This window comes from Salipiger pallidus (assembly GCF_014643635.1).
Lineage (GTDB): Bacteria > Pseudomonadota > Alphaproteobacteria > Rhodobacterales > Rhodobacteraceae > Salipiger > Salipiger pallidus.
Genome location: NZ_BMJV01000008.1, coordinates 132,786 through 152,991, shown reverse-complemented (window position 1 = coordinate 152,991; position 20,206 = coordinate 132,786). Strand labels below are relative to the sequence as shown.

Below are 20,206 nucleotides of genomic sequence, written 5' to 3'. Positions count from 1 at the left end.
CCAGCCGCGTAGCGGCTCCCCCGGCTAGCCCCTGCCGACCCCCCTGAGCAACAGCCACACGATCACGATTTCTTCGGTCGTAGCAGGTACCACAGGAAGGCCGGGATCTCGCGCAGCGCCCCGCGCATCTGCGCCCCAACGCGCGCCCCACGCAGCGGCACCGCCGCCCCCCGCGCGCGCAGCCCCGCCCGCCGGGCAACCAGCAGCGCCCGCGGCAGGTGGTAGCCGTCACTGACCACGAGCACATCCCGGCTTCCCAGCCGCGCCAGCACCGGCAATGCCAGCCTGATGTTTTCATGGGTGTTGCGTGATTGCCCCTCGCAGAACACCGCCTCCCCGGGCACCCCGGCCTCGAGGCACAGCACCCGGATGACCTCGGCCTCGGAAGGCGGATGCTCTCCGACACCTCCGCAGCCCACGATGGCCCGGACCCGTCCCGCCTGCCAAAGCGCCGCTGCCGTCAGCGCCCGCCGCCGCAGGCTGGGCGAGGCCTCGCCCCCCGGCCACACCGCCGCCCCCAGCACCAGCGCCACGGGCAGCGCGCGCCCCTGCCCTTCTTCTCTTTCCAAATACGCCCCCTCACGACAGCGCCAAAGAAAACACCGCCGACGCATCAGCGCCGGCGGTGCCACGATCCATCAAGGGATGGGATCAGTTCGGGATCTCGCCGGTCACGCCCTCAACGTAGAAATCCATGCCCGCAAGCACGCCATCGTCGGCCACTTCGCCTTCGGCAAGCCAGGCGGACCCGTCCTGCTTGTTGATAGGGCCGGTGAAGGGATGGTACGCGCCCGACGCGATGTCCTCCTTCATCTGCGTGACATGGGACAGCACGTCATCGGGGATCGGGCCGGTGAACTCGCCGATGCCAACCATGCCGTCACCGATGCCCTGCCAGACGTTATGGCTTTCCCAGCTGCCGTCGATCAGCGCCTGCACCCGGTCAATGTAATAGGGTGCCCAGTCATCGATAATCGACGACAGGCGCGGCTCGGGCTTGTATTCGGCCATGTCGGCGGCCTGACCAAAGCCATAGGCTCCAGCCTTTTCCAGCACCGACAGCGGCGCGGTGGAATCGGTGTGCGCCAGTACCACGTCCGCCCCTTGATCAAGCAGCGCCTGCGTCGCGTCCGCTTCCTTGGCCGGGTCGAACCAGGTGTTGAGCCAGACCACGGCGATCTCGACTTCAGGGTTGGCCTGGGCCGCGTGCAGGTAGGACGAGTTGATGCCCCGGATCACTTCGGGGATCGGGAAGGACCCGATGTAGCCAATCTTGTTCGTCTCGGTCATCGCCCCGGCAAGATAGCCGGTGATCGCCCGGCCCTCATAGAAGCGCGCGGAATAGGCCGACACGTTGTCGGCGGTCTTGTAGCCGGTGGCGTGCTCGAACTTCACGTCAGGGAATTTCTCGGCGACGTTGATGGTCGGGTCCATGTAGCCGAAGGACGTGGTGAAGATCAGGTCCGCGCCGGACAGCGCCATTTGGGTCAGAACGCGCTCGGCGTCAGCGCCCTCGGGCACGGATTCCTGTTCGACGATCTCGATCTGGTCGCCGAAATGCTCTTTCATCTTCATCGCGGATTCGTGGTGGTGCTGCGACCAGCCACCATCGTTCACCGGGCCCACGTAGACGAAGCCGACCTTCGGCACGTCCTGGGCAAAGGCACCGCCCGCGGCAAGGCTGAGGGCTGCGGCCGAGGCCAGAAGGGTTCTGCGTTTCATGTGAGTCGTCTCCCTGTCGTACTCAAGTCATTGAAATGGGTTGGCCGCCTCAGCTCGAGGCGTGGAAGGATCTGCCCAGCGATCCGGGTGCGCCATGCACCCCGCGGGCAGATATGATCACCAGTACCAGAATGGTTATCAGGTACGGCGACATGGACAAGATCTCGACCGGCAGCGTGGTGCCCGCCGCCTGAAGGTTCAGCTGGATCACCGTGACACCTCCGAAGAGGTAGGCCCCGATCAGCACCCCAAGCGCCCGCCACGAAGCAAAGACCACGATGGCCAGCGCGATCCATCCTGCGCCCGCGGTCATCCCTTCGGTCCATTGCGGCACCCGGACAAGGCTCACGTAGGCGCCGCCCAGCCCTGCGCAGGCCCCGCCGAAGGCGATGGCTGCCAGCCGGATCCGCACCACCTTGTACCCCAGCGCATGGGCACTCTCGTGGTCTTCGCCCACCGCCCGCAGGATAAGCCCCGCGCGTGTGAGGCGCAGGAAGGCCCAGACCGCCGCGACGAGGGCCAAGCTGGCGTAGACCATGACGTCATGGGAAAACAGCATCCGTCCCAGCACCGGAATATCTCCCAGCAATGGAATGTCGAGCCTGCCCAACGACGGCGCCCTCTGGCCTTCATAGTTCGACCCGATCAGCGCCGACAGCCCCAGCCCCACCAGCGTGAGGCCAAGCCCCGTCGCCACCTGGTTCGACAGCAGGTACTGCGTCAGCACACCGAAACACAGCGACAGCGCCGCCCCGGCCACCGCCGCCCCGGCAAAGCCCAGCAGCGGCGATCCGGTGCCCACGGCGATGGCAAAGCCCATCACCGCACCGGTGATCATCATGCCCTCGACCCCAAGGTTCAGCACCCCCGATTTCTCGACCACCATCTCGCCGATGGCAGCCAGCAGGATCGGCGTAGCCGACACCATGATCGAAACGACAAGCAGGACAGGGTCCATCAGGCGGTCTCCCTTCTTGCAAACCGCAGGCGATAGTTGGTGAACACATCCGTCGCCAGAAGGAAGAACAGCAACATCCCCTGGAACAGCTGGATCGACGCGCCCGGCAGCCCCAGCATCAGCTGCGCCAGCTCGCCCCCGATATAGGTGAGCGCCATGAGCAGCCCGGCGAGCAGGATGCCGAACGGGTTGAGCCGGCCAAGGAAGGCGACGATGATGGCGGTGAACCCATAGCCCGATCCGAAGTCGATGCTGACCTGCCCGGCCGGGCCCGTCACCTCGAAGAGCCCTGCCGCCCCCGCGAGCGCGCCTGAAATGCCAAGGCACAGGAACACGATCCGCACCGGCGACACGCCTGCAAACCGCGCCGCCCGCGGCGCCTCGCCGGTCAGCCGCACGTTGTAGCCCTGGATATGCCGCGCCATAAGGACATAAGCTGCAATCACTGCGATGAAGGCCGCCACGACGCCCCAGTGCATGCCGGTCCCGGCCACGAGTTCGTCATTGAAGACCGCCGGCCATTGCTTGAAATTCCGAGATCCGGGAAAGCCCTGCCCTTCGGGATTGCGCAGCCAGCCAGACGAGGCCGAGGCGAGGATGTTCTCGGCGACATAGACCAGCATCAGCGACACGAGGATCTCGTTGGTACCGAACTTCGTGCGCAGCACCGCCGGGATCATCGCCCAGGCCCAGCCACCAAGCGCGCCCGCCACCACCATCAGCGGGAAGAGCAGCGCGGAATCGGCCGGGTAGAACGCCAGCCCCACGGCAGCGCCGCAGACCGCGCCCATGATGTACTGCCCCTCGGCCCCGATGTTCCAGATCCCCGCACGGAAGCCGATGCTCAGCCCGATCGCGATCAGGATCAGCGGCCCCGCCTTAACCAGAAGCTGAGGCCGCGAATACCCGGCGAACTGCGGGTGAAACAGCGGATCCCAGAAGATCGTGCGGATCGCCTCCAGCGGCGGCTTTCCAAGGGCGGCGAACATGATCCCGCCGACGATCATGGTCAGCAGCACCGCGAGCACCGGCGTCACCCCGGTCCAGAGCCGCGACGGCTCGGGCCGCCTCTCGAGCCGGATCATCGCCCCGCCTCCCGTTTCACGAAGTACGGCAGCACGGATAAAGCACCGCCCCGCTCCTTTTTCTCTTTGCAAATACGCGCCCGCGGCGGCGCCACCGGCGCAACGCAAGGCAGGCATGCGGCTTCATCCAGCGGCATGCGCCACCTCCATGTCATGCGCCCCGCCCATCATCAGGCCGATCTTCTCGATATCAAGCTCCGCCACCGGGACCGCCCGCGACAAGCGCCCCTCGTTGAGCGCCGCGAAGCGATCCGAAACCTCCATCAGCTCATCAAGATCCTGGCTGATGCAGATGATCGCAGCCCCCTGCCCTGCAAGGTCCAGTAGCGCCTGCCGGATCGCGGCGGCAGCGGCGGCATCGACGCCCCAGGTGGGCTGGTTCACCACGAGCACAGACGGATCCTGCAGGATCTCGCGGCCCACCACGTATTTCTGAAGGTTCCCCCCCGACAGCGCCCGCGCCGCGACCCCCGGCCCCGGGGTACGCACGTCGAACCGGGCAATCACCTCCTCGGCAAAGCCCTTTGCCGCGGCCCAGTCGATGAAGCCCCCGGATACAAGCTCCTTGCGCCGGGCGGCGGTCAGAACCGCGTTCTCGGTCAGGCTCATGTTCGGTGCAGCGGCATGACCCAGCCGCTCCTCGGGCGCGCTCAGAACCCCTAGCGCCCGGCGCGCCACCGGCCCCTTGCGGCTGATGTCCTCGCCCTTGAACCAGATCGCCCCGGCAGGTGCCAGCCGCTCGCCAGACAGCGCCGACAGCAGTTCATCCTGCCCGTTTCCGGCCACACCGCCAATGCCCAGAACCTCGCCGCTGCGCACCTCCAGCGACAGCTCGCGCAGTGGCGTGCCGAACGCTCCCGGCGCGGGAAGCTCCAATGCGCGGCATTCGAGCAGCACATCGCCGGCCTCACCGCCCCGCACCTCGGGGGCGGCAAAGCTCGACCCCACCATCATCTCGGCCATCTGCCGCGCCGTCACATCGCGCGGGGTACAGGTGCCGACATTCTTTCCCAGCCGCAGGATCGTCGCCTCGTCACAAAGCGTCCGGATCTCTTCGAGCTTGTGCGAGATATACAGGATCGATGTGCCTTCCGACTTCAGCTTGAGCAGCGTCTGGAACAGAATCTCCACCTCCTGCGGCGTCAACACCGAGGTCGGCTCGTCCATGATCAGCAGCCGCGGCTCCTGCAGCAGGCAACGGATGATCTCGACCCGCTGGCGCTCACCGGCAGACAGCGTCCCCACGGTCCGGCGTGGATCGAGCGGCAACCCATAAGCCTCCGACACCTCGCGGATCTGCCGCGCAAGATCGCGCAGCGGCGGCGGTGTCTCCATGCCCAGGGCCACATTCTCGGCCACGTCCAGCGCGTTGAAGAGCGAAAAATGCTGAAACACCATGGCCACGCCCGACTGGCGCGCATCCGACGGCTTACTGGGGGCGTAGGGTTTGCCTTCCAGCACCATCTCGCCCTTGTCGGGCTGCACGAGGCCGAAGATCATCTTGACCAGCGTCGATTTTCCGGCGCCGTTCTCGCCTAACAGCGCATGGATTTCGGACGCCCCGATGTCGAACGAGACATCGTCATTGGCGACCACGCCCGGATAGGCCTTGGTCAGCCCCCGGAGCCTGAGAAGTGTGTCGTCCACGCGCTGTCTCCCCCCGTGTCCTGCGCCTGTGTCTTGCAATCCGAGCGCATCAATAGGTCTGCGGCGACCCCGATGGCAATGGCCTGCGGGTGCTTGCCCATGCTCTTCTCGCCAATCGGACAATCGATGCGCGAAATCTGCGCATCGGAATGTCCAAGCGATTGTAGACGCTTGCGAAACCGCGCCCACTTGGTGTCCGATCCGATCACCCCCGCACTGCGGAACCCGCGCCCCAGCAGCGCGTGGCACAGTGCAAGATCGAGCTCGTGACTGTAGGTGAGCACGATATGCTCGGCGTCCAGAGGGGCCAGAAAGACCGCGCCGGGCAAATCCGGCGCGGGCAGCAGCCTCACCCCCTCGGGCGGAGACTCCGGAAAGCGCTCAGGCCCGGTGTCAGCCCAGGTGATGGCAATGTCCGGCAATGGTGCAAGCGTGGCAACAACGGCGCGTCCGACGTGGCCCGCCCCCCAGACCCAGACCTGCCGCGACGGCTCCGCCATCGGCTCGACCATCCAGCCCTGCACCAGCTGCGGCTCAGGCCGGATGCCCCGTGCCCGCGCGCGATCCAGAAGCCGGCGTACGGCCATGGGCATCTCACCCGGCCCCCGCGCCATCACCGGCCCGTTCAGCTCCCCGTCCAGCGCCTCGAGCTCTGCCGCGCCATAAAGCTCGGTCAGAAGCGTCACCGACCCGCCGCAACATTGCCCCAGCTGAGGGCCCAGCGGATGCCGCGTGAGCCCCGGCGCGCCCAGCGCCCGGCCCGCGGCCATCAGCTCCAGCGCACCGCCGCCGATGCTGCCAAGCTGACCGCCCTCCCAGACCAGCATCGCGGCACCGACCTCTCGCGGGGCCGACCCGGCGACATCGGCTACCACGACCCGCGCCACCCGCCCATGGTGCGCCACGGCGACGCGCAGGCCGGCAAGGTCAAAGCCCATCCTGAACCCTCCGCACCGCCATCAGCACCCGCTCTGGCGTCGCCGGCGCGTCCAGCGCCGGGTATTCCTCCCCGCACGATGCCACCGCGTCCGAGAGCGCAAGAAACGCCGAAATCCCCAGCATGAACGGAGGCTCCCCCACCGCCTTAGAGCGATAGATCGTCTCTTCGCGGTTCCACCCGTCCCAAAGCGCCACGTTGAACACCTCGGGCCGGTCGGAACAGGCAGGGATCTTGTAGGTCGACGGGGCGTGGGTGCGCAGCCGCCCCTCGCTGTCCCACACCAGCTCCTCGGTGGTCAGCCAGCCCGCGCCCTGCACATAGCCGCCCTCGATCTGGCCCACATCGATCGCCGGGTTCAGTGAGGCGCCAGCGTCATGGAGGATGTCCGTGCGCAGGATCCGGTATTCGCCGGTCAGCGTGTCCAGGACCACCTCGGTGCAGGCAGCACCATAGGCGAAATAGTAGAACGGCCGCCCCTGCCCACGAATGCGATCCCACTCAATCTTGGGCGTCTTATAGAAGCCGGTGGATGACAGGCTCACCCGCCCCTCGTAGCACAGCTTTGCCGCTTCCTCGAAACTCAGCGTCTCCTCGCCCACATGTACGTATCCGTCGGCGAACAGCACACCCGCCGCCTCTGCCTGGTAGAGCCCGGCCAGGTGTTCCGCCATGCGCTCACGGATGATGTCACAAGCCGCCGCAACCGCCATGCCATTCAGGTCGGACCCCGAAGAGGCGGCCGTTGCCGAGGTGTTGGGCACCTTGGCCGTGTCGGTCGCGGTGATCCGGACCCGGTCCTGCGGCACGCCAAAGCGGCTCGCCGCCACCTGCGCCACCTTCTGGAACAGCCCCTGCCCCATCTCGGTGCCACCGTGGTTCATGGCGATGGAGCCATCCTGGTACACATGCACCAGCGCCCCTGCCTGATTGAGATGGGTAAGCGTGAAGGAAATCCCGAACTTCACCGGCGTCAGCGCCAGCCCTCGCTTGAGCAGGGGCGTCTCGGCGTTCCACCGCGCCACGGCTTCGCGCCGCGCGGCATAATCGCAATCCGCTGCCAGCCGGGCGGTCAGTTCCCCAAGAATGAAATCCTCCACCGGCTGGCCGTAATGTGTCACCTGCGCCCCTGCAGGCGCCTCAACGGGCCTCCCCACGGGAGCGGCTCCTTCGGCCCCCCGCGATGCCAGGTCCGCCTCACCCCCATGTTTCCTTTGACCCGAAATATCCTCGGGGGGAGGAGCCGCAGGCTCCCGGGGGGCAGACAGCCCCCCGTCCAGCCCATCCAGAGGCGCAGCATCGGCATAATAGTTCACCTGTCGCACCTCGAGCGGATCGCGCCCCACCGCATGGGCCACGTGGTCGAGCACCCGCTCGATTCCCAGCATCCCCTGCGGGCCGCCAAAGCCGCGATAGGCGGTGGCGCTCTGCATGTTGGTCTTCAGCCGGTGGCTTTCGACTCTGAGGGCGGGAATGTCGTAGGCGTTGTCTGCATGCAGCATCGCCCGGTCGGCCACTGCCAGCGACAAGTCCTGCGCCCAGCCGCAGCGGGTATACTGCACGAAATCCACCGCCAGCAGTCGGCCGTCTTTGTCAAAGCCCGCCCGGTAATCGATGCGGAAATCATGGCGTTTGCCGGTGATGGTCATGTCGTCGTCACGGTCATAACGCATCTTGGCCGGCCGCCCGAGCGCATCGGCCACCACGGCGCAAGCAATGGCCAGCGCGTTACCTTGGCTTTCCTTGCCGCCGAAACCGCCTCCCATGCGCCGGGTCTCGACCCGCACCGCGTGCAGTGGCTTGTGAAGCGCATGGGCCACCTTGTGCTGGATCTCGGTCGGGTGCTGGGTCGAGGAATGCACCAGCAGATCACCGTCCTCCTGCGGCAATACCAGCGCCGCCTGTCCCTCGAGATAGAAATGCTCCTGTCCGCCCATGTCGATGCTGCCCGCGATGGTCATCGGCGCTTCGGCCAGAGCCGCCTGCGCATCGCCCTTCTCCCAGGTGCGCGGGCCTTCCTCGAACCGAGTGTTCGCCTCCATCGCCGCATCCACCGAAAGGATGGCGCTGCTTGCCTCGTAGCTCATCCGCGCCTTGCGCACGGCCTTGCGCGCCAGGAGATGCGAGGTCGCGGCGACCATGAATACCGGCTGGCCGACGTAATGCACAGTCCCGTCCGACAGCAGCGGCTCGTCCCCGAGCGAGGGCGAGCAATCGCATTCCGACGGCAGGTCCTTCGCCTCCCAAACGCCCAGAACGCCGGGCGCGCGGCGTACCTCCGCGAGGTCCACCGTCACCCGTCCAGAGGCCCGCTCGGACAGGCTGAAGGCAAGGTGGACGCAGTTGGCAGGGGTGGGAATATCATCGATATACCGCGCCTTGCCAGTGACATGCAGCGGCGCTGCGTCATGCGGCAGGGGTTTGTTCACGCTCATGCCCGCACCTCTCGCACGTCGGTGGCCGCGCCAAGATCACTGAGCAGGCAGCGGGTCAGCATGTTGCGCGCCGCCACCATGCGGTACTCGGAACTGGCCCGCATGTCGGACAGGGGCTGGAAATCCTCGTCCCAGGCATCCCACGCGGCCACCACCGCCTCGTCGTTCCAAGGCTTGCCCGTCAGCGCCGCCTCGACCGCCGAGGCGCGTTTCGGGATGCCCGCCATGCCGCCAAAGGCGATGCGGGCATCGCTCACCCGGCCCTCCTCGACCGTGATGCGAAACGCTCCGCAGACCGCCGAGATGTCCTGATCAAACCGCTTGGACAACTTGAAAACCCGAAGCAGGTCCGGCTGGCGTGGAATGCTCACCGCCTCGACGAATTCGCCAGGGTAGCGGTCCTGCTTGCCGTACTCGATGAAGAAATCCTCAATCGCCATCTCGCGCCGCGTGTCGCGGTGGCGCAAGTGCAGTCGCGCGCCCAGCGCGATGAGCACCGGCGGGTTGTCCCCGATGGGCGAGCCGTTGGCGATGTTTCCGCCGATGGTCGCCGCCGCCCGCACCTGCGCCGACCCGTAGCGTCGCAGCATCTGGGCGTAGGCCGGGAAATGGTCCGCCATGAGCGCCAGCACCCGGTCCATGGTCACTCCGGCGCCGATGCGGATCTCGCCTTCGGTGACCTCGATCCGTTGCAGATCTCGGCAACGGTTGAGGAAAATCACCTCGTCCAGATCGCGCAGCTGCTTGGTCACCCACAGGCCTACATCCGTGGCCCCGGCCACAAGCACTGCCGAAGGATGGCGCGCATAAACCTCGGCAAGTGCATCGCCCGTCTCGGGGGCATGGGTCTGCGCCGATGCGGTCAGGGCCTCCAGCGCAGGTTCGTCCATCCAGTCGGGCACCGGCTCTGCGGCGGCGGCCTCGGCCGCGCGGACGATGGGCGCATAGCCGGTACAGCGGCAAAGGTTGCCCGCAAGCGCATCGTCATACCCGGTGTTGCCCGCCTTGTGGGCATTGGCCATGGAAACCACGAAGCCCGGCGTGCAGAACCCGCATTGCGAGCCGTGGTGATCCACCATCGCCCGCTGAACCGGATGCATTTCGCCACCGGGGCCCGACACTCCTTCGACCGTGCGCAGCGCCTTGCCGTGCAGCTGGGGCAGGAACAGGATGCAGGCATTGACCGCCCGGCTGCCTTCGCCATCCGTGACCATCACCGTGCAGGCGCCGCAATCGCCTTCGTTGCAGCCTTCCTTGGTGCCCGTCAGGCCACGCTCTTCGCGCAGCCAGTCCAGCGCCGTGCGCGTCGGCGATACGCCACGCAGTTCGACTCTTTCCCCGTTGAGAAGAAAGCAGATATCCATGAATTTGACCCGCCGCCTTACATGTCCATCCGGGTGCGCTCCCCCGATGCGGCGTAGGGGGTGCGCGGACGTTCCCCGCTAGGGTCCGAGGCTAGTGAAGGCCGCCGAAGCTTGGCAAGAGGAAAATGCCTGTTTTTCAGGCCCTGCGTCTGGTTTGCGGGCAAATAAGGCACTGCGCGGGCCGGCGTCAGCCTTTCGATGAACACGCCCTGAGCGCGACGGTGGCCTCCTCGTCGGCACGAACGAACGCGGCCACCTCTGCGATCGCGCAGGCATTGCTGAGAATGCCGTTATGATCGGAGGTCTCGAACACCTGCAAGCGGGCCCCCGGCCATGTCCGGGCCAGCTCCTCCACATCGGCGATGGGCGCGGCGTGATCGGTACGGGCGTGCAACAGCAGCAGCGGTTCCGTCCGCGCCCGCGCGACGGGTCGCCAGTCGCGGAGGATATCGTGCCGGCCGCCGTAGCGGTTGACCCAATACAGAAAGGCGTCACGGCATGCGCCGGTGATACCGAATTGCTGCGCTCCCACATAGACAAGCTGCCGAAGGTCCAACGGCGTAGACAGCATCACCACACGCGGGGCGCTGTGTCCTTCTGCCAAAAGCCACGGGATCGGCGAGGCGCTGACGCAATGGGCCACCACCGCATCATAGGGGCCGCCCTCGTCCATAGCGTGCCCGATTGCGTCGGTCAGCGTGCCGAAATCGCAGGGCGTTCGTGCCTTTTCAAGATGGCCGGGCAGGACCATGGCATCCACCTCGGCCCCGTCGCGGCGCAGTGCGCGTGCCATGCGCGCCATCTGCCGGATGTCCCCGTCCTTGCCAGGAAGAAGTAGGACACGGCGCTGCGCGGCCCCCTTCGGCACTGATGACCGCAACAGTCCGTATGCGTCCGTCAGAGGAACGTAGGCGACATCGGACCGCGCATCGACCTTCGAGCGATCCAGTGACACGGTCGAACAAACATAGCGCCACGCAAGGATCCGCGCCATGAGCGACGGCATCAGACGCGATCCGGCCTGCACCAGCCGCCGCTTCCGGCCGACCATCATACGCGGATCGAACGGAACCTCGGGCGCAGGCTGTTGCGCAGGGCGTAGGGAGGTCTCAGGGGACGGCATTGCGATGGACGGCTCGATCTGCAGCTGTGAGGTTGGCGTGTCAACGCCCTGGGCAGCACGGCAAGGCGCTCTCGCAAGCACACCACGCGTCCCGACCAAGGGCAAACGACGAAGTACAATGTTACAAGCCAATTTGATGAAACTGTGGCATCAGAGCGCCGCCTTTGAGGAACTTCGCTCACGGCCGTGGCCGTCACGCAACGCCGGGCGCAATCGTGACTTCCGCCTGCCGGGGCGGCGGCATACTGTGCAGACATGGCAGATCCCCGATTCATCCACCTCCGCGTCCACACCGAATATTCGCTGCTTGAAGGGGCCATTCGCCTCAAGAAGCTGCCTGGCCTCTGCGAGGCCATGGAGATGCCCGCCGTGGCGGTCACCGACACCAACAACCTGTTCTCGGCACTGGAATTCTCGGTCGGTGCCGCAGGCGCTGGCGTGCAGCCCATCGTCGGCTGCCAGCTTGACCTGCGCTACGTTCAGCCGGCGCAGGGCGAACGCCCCAAGACCCCTGCCCCCATCGTCCTGCTGGCGCAGAACGAGGAAGGCTACGAGAACCTGATGAAGCTCAACTCGTGCCTCTACATGCGCACGGACGGTGAGCTGGGGCACGTGACGCTCGAGGAGCTCGAGCAGTACGGCAAGGGGCTGATCTGCCTGACCGGCGGCCCCGATGGCCCGGTGGGCCGCCTGCTGCGCGACAACCACCGCTCCGCTGCTCAGGTGCTGATGACCGCCCTGCACCGAATCTACGCCGATCGCCTCTACGTGGAACTGCAGCGCCACCCCGGCGAGGACGGTCTGCCCGAGGCGGAGAAGCTGTCGGAACGTGGCCATGTGGAGATGGCCTACGAGATGGGCCTGCCGCTCGTTGCCACCAACGATGTCTATTTCCCCAAAGCCGACATGTACGAGGCCCACGACGCGATGATCTGCATCGCCGAGGGCGCCTATGTCGATCAGGCGCACCCGCGCCGCCGCCTCACGGCCCAGCATTATCTCAAGACCCCACAGGAGATGGCGACGCTTTTCGCGGACCTGCCGGAAGCGCTCGAGAACACCGTCGAGATCGCGAAGCGCTGCGCCTTCGCCACGTATCGCCGCGATCCGATCCTTCCCAAGTTCGCCGACGACGAGGTCGCAGAGCTGCGGCGCATGGCCAATGAAGGCCTGCAACGCCGCCTCGCGGTGATCCCGCACGCGGTATCAGTCGAGAAATACCAGGAACGGCTGGATTTCGAGATGGGCATCATCGAGGGGATGGGCTTTCCGGGCTACTTCCTCATTGTTGCGGACTTCATCCAGTGGGCCAAGGATCACGACATCCCCGTGGGTCCGGGCCGTGGCTCGGGTGCGGGCAGCCTTGTCGCCTACGCGCTGACCATCACCGACCTCGACCCGCTGCGCTATAGCCTGCTGTTCGAACGCTTCCTGAACCCGGAACGGGTGTCGATGCCCGACTTCGACATCGACTTCTGCATGGACCGCCGCGAAGAGGTGATCCGCTACGTGCAGGACAAGTACGGCCATGACCGGGTGGCGCAGATCATCACCTTCGGCGCACTGCTGTCCAAGGCCGCCGTGCGCGACATGGGCCGGGTGCTGCAGATGCCCTACGGGCAGGTGGACCGCCTGTCCAAGATGATCCCCGTCGAAGGGGTCAAGCCCGTCTCCATCGAGCAGGCCCTGCGCGACGAGCCGCGCCTTGCCGAAGAGGCCCGCAACGAAGAGGTGGTGGACCGGCTGCTGAAATACGGCATGAAGGTCGAGGGGCTGCTGCGCTCGGCGGGCACTCACGCCGCGGGCGTGGTCATCGCCGACCGCCCCACCGACGAGCTGGTGCCGCTCTACCGCGATCCGCGTTCGGAAATGCCCGCGACCCAGTTCAACATGAAATGGGTGGAGCAGGCCGGGCTGGTGAAGTTCGACTTCCTCGGCCTGAAGACGCTGACCGTGGTCCAGAACGCGGTGAACCTCATCCTGAAATCGGGGCGGCCCATCCACGTGGCCGCCGACGGGACCGAGCTTTACCAGCCCGCCGATGGCGGCGAGAACCAGATGAACCTCATTCCTCTGGATGATCCCAAGACCTACAAGCTTTACGCGGATGCAAAGACGGTCGCGGTGTTCCAGGTGGAATCCACCGGCATGATGGACGCGCTCAAGCGCATGAAGCCCACCTGCATCGAGGATATCGTGGCACTGGTGGCACTTTACCGTCCCGGCCCCATGGAGAACATCCCGGTCTATTGCGAGGTCAAGAACGGCCAGCGCAAGATCACTTCGGTCCACCCGTCCATCGACCACATCCTTGCCGAGACGCAGGGCATCATCGTCTACCAGGAACAGGTGATGCAGATTGCGCAGGAGATGGCGGGCTATTCGCTTGGCGGCGCCGACCTGCTGCGCCGCGCCATGGGCAAGAAGATCAAAGAGGCGATGGACGCCGAACGCCCCAAGTTCGAAAAAGGCGCGGCGGAAAACGGCGTCGACAAGAAGAAGGCCACCGAGGTCTTCGACCTTCTCGAGAAATTCGCCAACTACGGCTTCAACAAGTCGCACGCGGCGGCCTATGCAGTGGTGTCCTACCAGACCGCGTGGCTCAAGGCGAACCACCCGGTGGAGTTCATGGCCGGCGTCATGAACTGCGATATCCACCTGACGGAAAAGCTGTCGGTGTATTTCTACGAGGCCAAGAAAGGCCTCAAGCTCGATTACATCCCGCCGTGCGTGAACCGCTCTCAGCCCGAGTTCGACGTGCACGAGGGTAAGCTGGTCTACGGGCTGGGCGCGCTCAAGAACGTCGGCCTCGATGCCATGCGACTGGTGTCCGAGGGGCGGCGGTCCGTGCCCGAGGATCCCAAGAGCCCCGATCGCCCCTTCGCCACGATTTTCGATTTGGCCCGCCGAGTGGATCTCAAGCGCGTGGGCAAGCGCCCGCTCGAGATGCTGGCGCGGGCCGGGGCGTTCGACCAGCTCGACCGCAACCGGCGGCGGATGTTCGACAGCCTCGATGCGCTGGTGGCCTATTCGGCGGCGGTGCATGAACAGCGCGCCTCGGCGCAGGTGTCGCTCTTCGGCGAGGCGGGCGACGATCTGCCCGAGCCGCGCCTTGCGCCGGTGCCCGACTGGCTCCCCGCGGAACGGCTGGCCGAAGAGTTCAAGGCCATCGGCTTTTACCTCTCGGGCCATCCGCTTGACGATTACATGCCCGCGCTGAAGCGGCGCGACGTGATGACCCTGGACGAGGTCGAGGACAAGGCCCGCGGCGGGGCCTGCATCGCCAAGCTCGCCGGCATCGTCGCCGGCCGGCAGGAGCGCAAATCGGCGCGTGGCAACCGCTTTGCCTTTGCCCAGCTGTCGGATCCCACCGGCGGCTACGAGGTCACCATCTTCTCGGACACGCTGGAAAAATCCCGCGATCTGCTGGAGACCGGATCGAAGGTGGTGGTGACGGTCGAGGCCACCATGGAAAGCGATCAGCTCAAGCTGCTGGCGCGCAGCTTCGGTCCCGTCGACACAGTGGTGGCCGATGCCGGAGCCGCAGGCATGCGGATCTATATCGAGACGCCGGGCACAGTGCCGCATATTGCCTCGGTCCTTGGGCGTGCGGCGCAGCAGATGCCAAAAGCAGCGCGGGGGCCGATCCGACTGTGCCTAAATGCCGACGGCCTGCCCGGCGAGGTCGAGATGGACCTCAAGCAGGACTTTCCCGTCACGCCCGAGATCAAGGGCGCGGTGAAATCGCTCGACGGGGTGCTCGCGGTGGAGGACTTCTGAGCCGCCTCAGTAGTGCGGCGGGCGGACGTCTGCCATGATCGCGCTGCCGCCGCCATCGGACTGACGCTCGGCCTCGCGTTCGAGCAACAGGGCGACGCGGCGGGTTAGCAACGCGATTTCGCCATCCTGCCGGGCTATTGTGTCCGACAGGTCATCCATTGCGCGCTCCAAATAGGCGATGCGCTCTTCGAGGGCTTGGGCGTCCGTGGTCCCTTGGGTCATGGGGCTCTCCTGATCTGTCGCTGCCGCATTTAGGCACGAGCGGCGTTCCTGTCCATGGCTCTCGCCGCTTGCCCGGGACCAAAGGGGCTCTGCCCCGCCCTGCGGGGTCCCGCTGGAATACTTTTCGACAAGAGAAAACGCTGGCCGGGGTCAGCCGCCGCCATCACGCTCGAACGCGTTGGCCCACAAATGGAACATGCGAGCGCGCGTGCTGCCATCGAGCGCGCGCAGCAATGGCGGCGACAGTGGGATCAGGCGACGGGCGCTTGGCAGCAAGCCGGTTTCCGAGGGATCCACCGACATGACAAGACCGATATCGGCCAGCATGGTCTGCGCCTCGGCCCCGAGCAGAAAGTCCAGAAGGCGTTCGGCTGCGGGAGCGTTGCCAGCCTGTTTCGGGATCAGGTAGGCGCGTGACAGCACCAGGGTATAATCCTCGGGCAGGATGACACCGATGTGGCGCCCGGCCCGCTGCGCCGCGTAGGAGCCGAGTACGTTGTAGGCGATGTGATAGCGTCCCGAAGCGACCCCGTCGATGATCTCGGCGGAACAACAGGTGGCGATGGCATCCATGCGGGCGAGCGCTTCGAGCATGGCGCCGAAGGTGCTGGCCTCGAGGCTGTCGGCATGGGCGAAGAGGTAGCCAAGGCCCGACGCCTCGATGTCGTAGGTGGCAATGCGGCCGCGCAGCGCCTCGGGTTGACGGCGCATGAGGTCGAGCAGCTCGAAGCGGCTGCGCGGCACGCGGTCGCCTTCCAGCGCATCGCTGTTGTAGACGATGACGGCCGGTTCCTCGGAGATGCCCCAAAGTTCGTCCCGCCAGCGCCGCGCCTCCGGCAGCGCCGTGGTCAGCGCCGAGCGGTAGGGACGGGCACAGGCTGCATTGACGAGGAACAGCGCCTGATGGACCGCCGACGTGAAGATGGCATCCGCTGACACCCCCTCGCCCTCGCAGGCGTTGCGGCTGGCTTCGAACAGCGCGTTTGAACCCCATTGTTCATAGCTTACCCGGATGTCGGGATTGCGTTCAGTGAACCGTTCCATCACCGGGCGGATGATCGAAAGGTCAGTGGTTGATCGCAGCAGCAGGGTAGAGCCGCCCGTTCCGAACGTGGCAGTGGCCTCTTGCGCGGTGGTGCCCACGGGTAACAGCGTCAGCAGCAGGATCAGGATGCGGATCATGTGGGGGCCTCCGGGCAGAGCGGCAGAACGAGCATGATGCGGAAGCGCCCGTCCGTGCGGGCCGTGTCCACGTGGCCGCCGAAGGCTTCGGCAGTCGCCACCACGATCGACAGACCGATCCCGACACTGTCCTCGCGTGACGCGGTGCTGCGCTGGAACCGGGCACCGAGGCTGCCTTCGATCTGGGGTGGGATGCCGGGGCCGCTGTCTTCGACCCACAGCGTCGCCTCTTTCCCCTGGACCGAGGCGCCGATGGCCACCGGCGCCTGCCCGTGTTTCAGCGCGTTGACCAGCAGGTTGCGACCGGCTTCGCGCAGCGAGAAGCCGTCGGCCCGCACCATGACCGGCCCCTCCCCGATCATGAGCCGCAGCTCCGCATCGGGCGCGAGGACCTCGTGATCGCTGGCCTCAACCAGCTCCAGCGCCACCTCCCGCAGGTCCAGCACCTCGCGCGGAGCGCTTTCGGTGCGGTGAATGACCAGAGCCCGCGACAACAGCTTGTCAAGCAACGTCCCCAAGGACCGCGTGCGCGCCAGGATGCGGGCAAGAGAGCGGTCACGAGCAGGGCCATCCTCTTGTTCGAGAAGCGATTCCGCCTGCACACGGATGGCGGCCACCGGGGTCCGCAGCTGGTGGGCGCTGTCCGAGATCAGCGTCCGCATGCCCTCTACCTGCCGGTCGATGCGACCCATGAAGCGGTTCATGCCGGCCAGCAGGACACCCAGCTCGCGTGGCAATCCTTCGGTCGAGACCGGGGTCAGGTCCTGTGGGTCGCGGGCCGAGAATTCCTCGGACAGGGTATCGAGCGGGCGCATCGCCGACCGGATGACAGCCCAGGCCAGGATCATCAGCACGCCCCCCGCCAGGACCATGGGCACGAGGGCGCCCGTCACCAGCTCGAGCGCCATGGCCTGGCGGGCCAGAAGGGTCTGTCCCACTGTCACGGTCACCTCGCCCGAAAAGTCCCGCTCGGCGAATCGCCGGGTGATGCGCACGAATCGGGCGTCTTCCCCTTGCAGCTCGGAATCGAAGTAGACGGGACCGGCGGCAGTGCGCCCGGGCTCGCGATGGGATGTTTGCAGACCGGTGATGAAGCGCCCACCAGGGCCGCGCACAGCGTAGTGAATGCGGTCGTCCGGCGCCTGCGCCAGCAGTTGAAACGCCGAGACGGGCAGATCGACCACCGGGGCTCCGCGTTGCACCCGGATCGATTCGGCGATGTCGCTGGCCGCGCCCAGAAGGATCCGGTCATAGGATTTTTCCGCCGCGATGCGACCGTTGTAGAGCGTCCAGAAGGCCGCGCAGACGCCACCGGCCAGCAACAGCGCCAAGACCGCGGCCAGGACCCGAGACGCCAGGCTCATGTCGCGGCCCCTGCTTCGAAATCAATGCGATAGCCAACACCGCGCTGAGTGATGATCTCCACACCGCTTCCTGCAAGCTTCTTGCGCAAGCGGCCAATGTAGATCTCAATGGCATTGACCCCGACGTCTGCGTCTCCGAAGCCGTAGAGGCTATCGTAAAGCCGTGTCTTGCTGAGGTAATTCCCCTGATGCCGCAGCAGCAGGCCAAGCAGCGCCGCCTCGCGCCCCGTCAGGTCGAGCCGGTCGTCACCAAGGGTCGCCGTCATGCCGGCGGGCGAGAAGCGCAGCGGCCCGAGCGCCACGGTATCCCCCTTCTGCTCGGCCTCGCGGCGCACGAGGGCGCGCAGCCGCGCCTCGAGTTCGCGCTGATCGAACGGTTTGCCAAGGTAGTCGTCCGCCCCCTGATCCAGCGCCACCACCCGGTCGTCCACCGACACCAGCGCGGTAAGCATCAGCACCGGCGTGCGGTCCCCGGCCCCGCGCATCTCGCGCAGAAGACGCAATCCCGAGCCGTCCGGCAGGTTGATGTCGAGTACCACCGCGTCATAGCCCTGCACCGCGCGGGAATCACGCGCGGCCTCAAGAGTCGGGGCAAGATCGCAGACGATTCCGGACCGGGTAAACCCGGCGATGATCCCGTCGGCGAGATCCATCGTATCCTCGACGAGCAGCACGCGCATCAAGCCCCCCTTCCCGTCATACTGCGACTCAATCCTGACACTGACAGGTTCGCGACAGGTTGACGCAGTAGAAACGTCTTACCCCGCAGGTGCCCCGGCTGCCAACCGGCTCCGGAAACGGCGGGTCGGCATTCGGCGACGTGCAAGGAGGCGCGGCGCCTGATCTGAGGAGGAAACACATGATCATCACCGCAACCCGTGGCCTCGTGGCAGCAGCTGTTCTTGGCGTGTCGGCAATTGCCGCACAGGCGCAGGACTTTACCCCCGAGAACCCCGAGTGCATCGCCCCGGCCAACCCCGGTGGCGGCTGGGACTTCACCTGCCGCCAGGTGGGCAAGTCCATGCAGGACCAGGGCCTGATCGAAAAGACCATGCAGGTCGTGAACCTTGCCGGCGGCGGCGGCGGCGTGGCCTTTGCCGAGGTCGTCAACAAGCGTGCCGACAGCAACGATCTGATCGTCGCGGCCTCGTCCGCCACCGCGACCCGCCTTGCGCAGGGTGCCTACCCGGGCAACACCACCGACCAGGTGCGCTGGCTCGCGTCCATCGGCGCCGACTACGGCGTGATCGCCGTGTCCGCCGACAGCGAGATCGAAACCCTGCCGCAGCTTCTGGACATGATGAAGGAAGACCCGCGCTCTGTCTCCATTGCGGGCGGTTCGGCCGTGGGCGGCTGGGATCACCTCAAGGTGCTAATCGCCGCGGATGCCTATGGCATCGAGGATGTGCGCACGGTGAAATACGTGGCCTTCGACGGCGGTGGCGAGGCGGTGACCCAGCTTCTTGCTGGCTCCGTGCAGGCCTTCACCGGTGACGCATCTGAAGCCAAGGGCTTTGTCGACAGCGGCGACATCAAGGTCATCGCGGTTCTGTCGCCCGAGCGCCTGTCCGGTGACTTCGCCGACTTCCCCACCGCGCAGGAGCAGGGAATCGACGCCATCGGCGCCAACTGGCGTGGCTTCTACGCCCCCGGCGGCATGAGCGACGAAGCCTATGACGCGTGGGTGTCGAAGATCGCCGATCTCTACGCATCCGACGAATGGAAGAGCATCATGGAGGCCAACGGCCTTGCGCCGCTCGACCTTGCGGGTGCCGAGTTCGAGACCTTCGTCACCGACAGCGTCTCCGAAATCCAGGACATCTCGCGCGAGATCGGGATCATCAAGTAATCCCCATCTCCCGCTCGCGCGGGACGTGCGCGGCGGACCATGCCATCCAGGGTCCGCCGCATCTTAATATCCAGAAAATCAAGCATCCACAGGGGGACACCATGAGTGACCGCATCTTCGGGCTGTTCGGCCTGGCGCTCGCCATCTTCTTCGCCTGGGCCGCCTTCCAGATCGAGGAAAGCTTCCTTTCCGACGAAGTGGGCCCCAAGGCCTTTCCGCTGATCATCGCCACCATCCTCGGCCTGTCGTCGCTCTTCATTGCGCTGAAGCCCGACGCCAGCCCGGAATGGCCAAGCCTCGGCCGCCTGGCCGAGATCCTCGCCGCCGTGGTCGCGATGATCCTCTACGCCGAGTTTCTGCCCATCGTGGGTTTTGTCATCGCCACCGCAGCGGCCGCCGCCTACCTGACCTGGCGGCTTGGATCGGCTCCGCTGCAGTCGCTGATCATCGGGGTCTGCACCTCGGTCGGCATCTACGTGATCTTCCACCTTGTGCTGGGGCTGTCGCTGGCTCGCGGCCCGCTCGGCTTCTGAGGAAC

At 66.2% G+C, this 20,206-nt stretch carries 16 protein-coding genes; 3 read left to right on the top strand and 13 right to left on the bottom strand.

From position 1 onward, the window contains the following. Positions 1-62 precede the first annotated feature (62 nt). The 9 genes from IEX41_RS17790 to IEX41_RS17750 form a co-directional block, all read right to left on the bottom strand. The gene (locus tag IEX41_RS17790) at positions 63-569 is read right to left on the bottom strand and encodes a YdcF family protein (protein ID WP_229673339.1); all 507 of its coding nucleotides are present in this window, start codon (positions 567-569) and stop codon (positions 63-65) included. An 82-nt stretch (positions 570-651) separates the two neighbouring features. Beyond that, complete coding sequence (locus IEX41_RS17785; protein WP_188791664.1) at positions 652-1,722, bottom strand: BMP family ABC transporter substrate-binding protein; 1,071 nt, start codon at positions 1,720-1,722, stop codon at positions 652-654. A 49-nt stretch (positions 1,723-1,771) separates the two neighbouring features. Next, positions 1,772-2,680 carry an ABC transporter permease gene (locus IEX41_RS17780; RefSeq protein ID WP_188791663.1) on the bottom strand — a complete coding sequence of 303 codons (909 nt, stop codon included), beginning with the start codon at positions 2,678-2,680 and terminating at the stop codon, positions 1,772-1,774. After that, a complete protein-coding gene (locus tag IEX41_RS17775) occupies positions 2,680-3,765 on the bottom strand; it encodes an ABC transporter permease (RefSeq protein WP_188791662.1) in 1,086 nt (361 codons plus the stop codon). The genes IEX41_RS17780 and IEX41_RS17775 overlap by 1 nt, the downstream gene beginning before the upstream one ends. A gap of 123 nt (positions 3,766-3,888) precedes the next feature. After that, positions 3,889-5,412 (bottom strand): ABC transporter ATP-binding protein, encoded by a 1,524-nt coding sequence (locus tag IEX41_RS17770; RefSeq protein WP_188791661.1) that lies wholly within the window; start codon positions 5,410-5,412, stop codon positions 3,889-3,891. Further along, positions 5,379-6,350: a xanthine dehydrogenase accessory protein XdhC gene (xdhC, locus tag IEX41_RS17765; protein ID WP_188791660.1), complete on the bottom strand. Its 972-nt coding sequence runs from the start codon at positions 6,348-6,350 to the stop codon at positions 5,379-5,381. The genes IEX41_RS17770 and xdhC overlap by 34 nt, the downstream gene beginning before the upstream one ends. Further along, positions 6,340-8,784: a xanthine dehydrogenase molybdopterin binding subunit gene (gene xdhB / locus IEX41_RS17760; RefSeq protein WP_188791659.1), complete on the bottom strand. Its 2,445-nt coding sequence runs from the start codon at positions 8,782-8,784 to the stop codon at positions 6,340-6,342. The genes xdhC and xdhB overlap by 11 nt, the downstream gene beginning before the upstream one ends. Beyond that, positions 8,781-10,148 carry a xanthine dehydrogenase small subunit gene (gene xdhA / locus IEX41_RS17755; RefSeq protein ID WP_188791658.1) on the bottom strand — a complete coding sequence of 456 codons (1,368 nt, stop codon included), beginning with the start codon at positions 10,146-10,148 and terminating at the stop codon, positions 8,781-8,783. Before xdhA ends, xdhB begins: the two co-directional genes overlap by 4 nt. Positions 10,149-10,335: 187 nt before the next feature. Then, entirely contained in the window at positions 10,336-10,941 is a 606-nt protein-coding gene (locus IEX41_RS17750) for an alpha/beta hydrolase (RefSeq protein ID WP_188791657.1), read from the bottom strand. A 585-nt stretch (positions 10,942-11,526) separates the two neighbouring features. Here IEX41_RS17750 and dnaE point away from each other — a divergent pair. Then, positions 11,527-15,051 (top strand): DNA polymerase III subunit alpha, encoded by a 3,525-nt coding sequence (gene dnaE / locus IEX41_RS17745; protein ID WP_188791656.1) that lies wholly within the window; start codon positions 11,527-11,529, stop codon positions 15,049-15,051. A 6-nt stretch (positions 15,052-15,057) separates the two neighbouring features. Here dnaE and IEX41_RS17740 read toward each other — a convergent pair whose 3' ends face one another. From IEX41_RS17740 to IEX41_RS17725, 4 genes are all read right to left on the bottom strand, one after another. Further along, entirely contained in the window at positions 15,058-15,273 is a 216-nt protein-coding gene (locus IEX41_RS17740; protein WP_188791655.1) for a SlyX family protein, read from the bottom strand. A 150-nt stretch (positions 15,274-15,423) separates the two neighbouring features. Further along, positions 15,424-16,455, bottom strand: coding sequence for an ABC transporter substrate-binding protein (locus IEX41_RS17735; protein WP_188791654.1), 1,032 nt, complete (start codon positions 16,453-16,455; stop codon positions 15,424-15,426). Next, positions 16,452-17,819, bottom strand: a complete 1,368-nt coding sequence (locus IEX41_RS17730; RefSeq protein WP_188791653.1) for a sensor histidine kinase — start codon at positions 17,817-17,819, stop codon at positions 16,452-16,454. The genes IEX41_RS17735 and IEX41_RS17730 overlap by 4 nt, the downstream gene beginning before the upstream one ends. Beyond that, on the bottom strand, positions 17,816-18,499 hold the full coding sequence (locus IEX41_RS17725) for a response regulator transcription factor (RefSeq protein ID WP_188791652.1): 684 nt from the start codon (positions 18,497-18,499) through the stop codon (positions 17,816-17,818). The genes IEX41_RS17730 and IEX41_RS17725 overlap by 4 nt, the downstream gene beginning before the upstream one ends. Before the next feature lie 179 nt (positions 18,500-18,678). On the opposite strand from IEX41_RS17725, the gene IEX41_RS17720 reads away from it, so the two are divergent. Both IEX41_RS17720 and IEX41_RS17715 read left to right on the top strand, forming a co-directional pair. Next, a complete protein-coding gene (locus IEX41_RS17720; protein ID WP_188791651.1) occupies positions 18,679-19,668 on the top strand; it encodes a Bug family tripartite tricarboxylate transporter substrate binding protein in 990 nt (329 codons plus the stop codon). A gap of 101 nt (positions 19,669-19,769) precedes the next feature. Beyond that, the gene (locus IEX41_RS17715; protein WP_188791650.1) at positions 19,770-20,201 is read left to right on the top strand and encodes a tripartite tricarboxylate transporter TctB family protein; all 432 of its coding nucleotides are present in this window, start codon (positions 19,770-19,772) and stop codon (positions 20,199-20,201) included. Positions 20,202-20,206 lie beyond the last annotated feature (5 nt).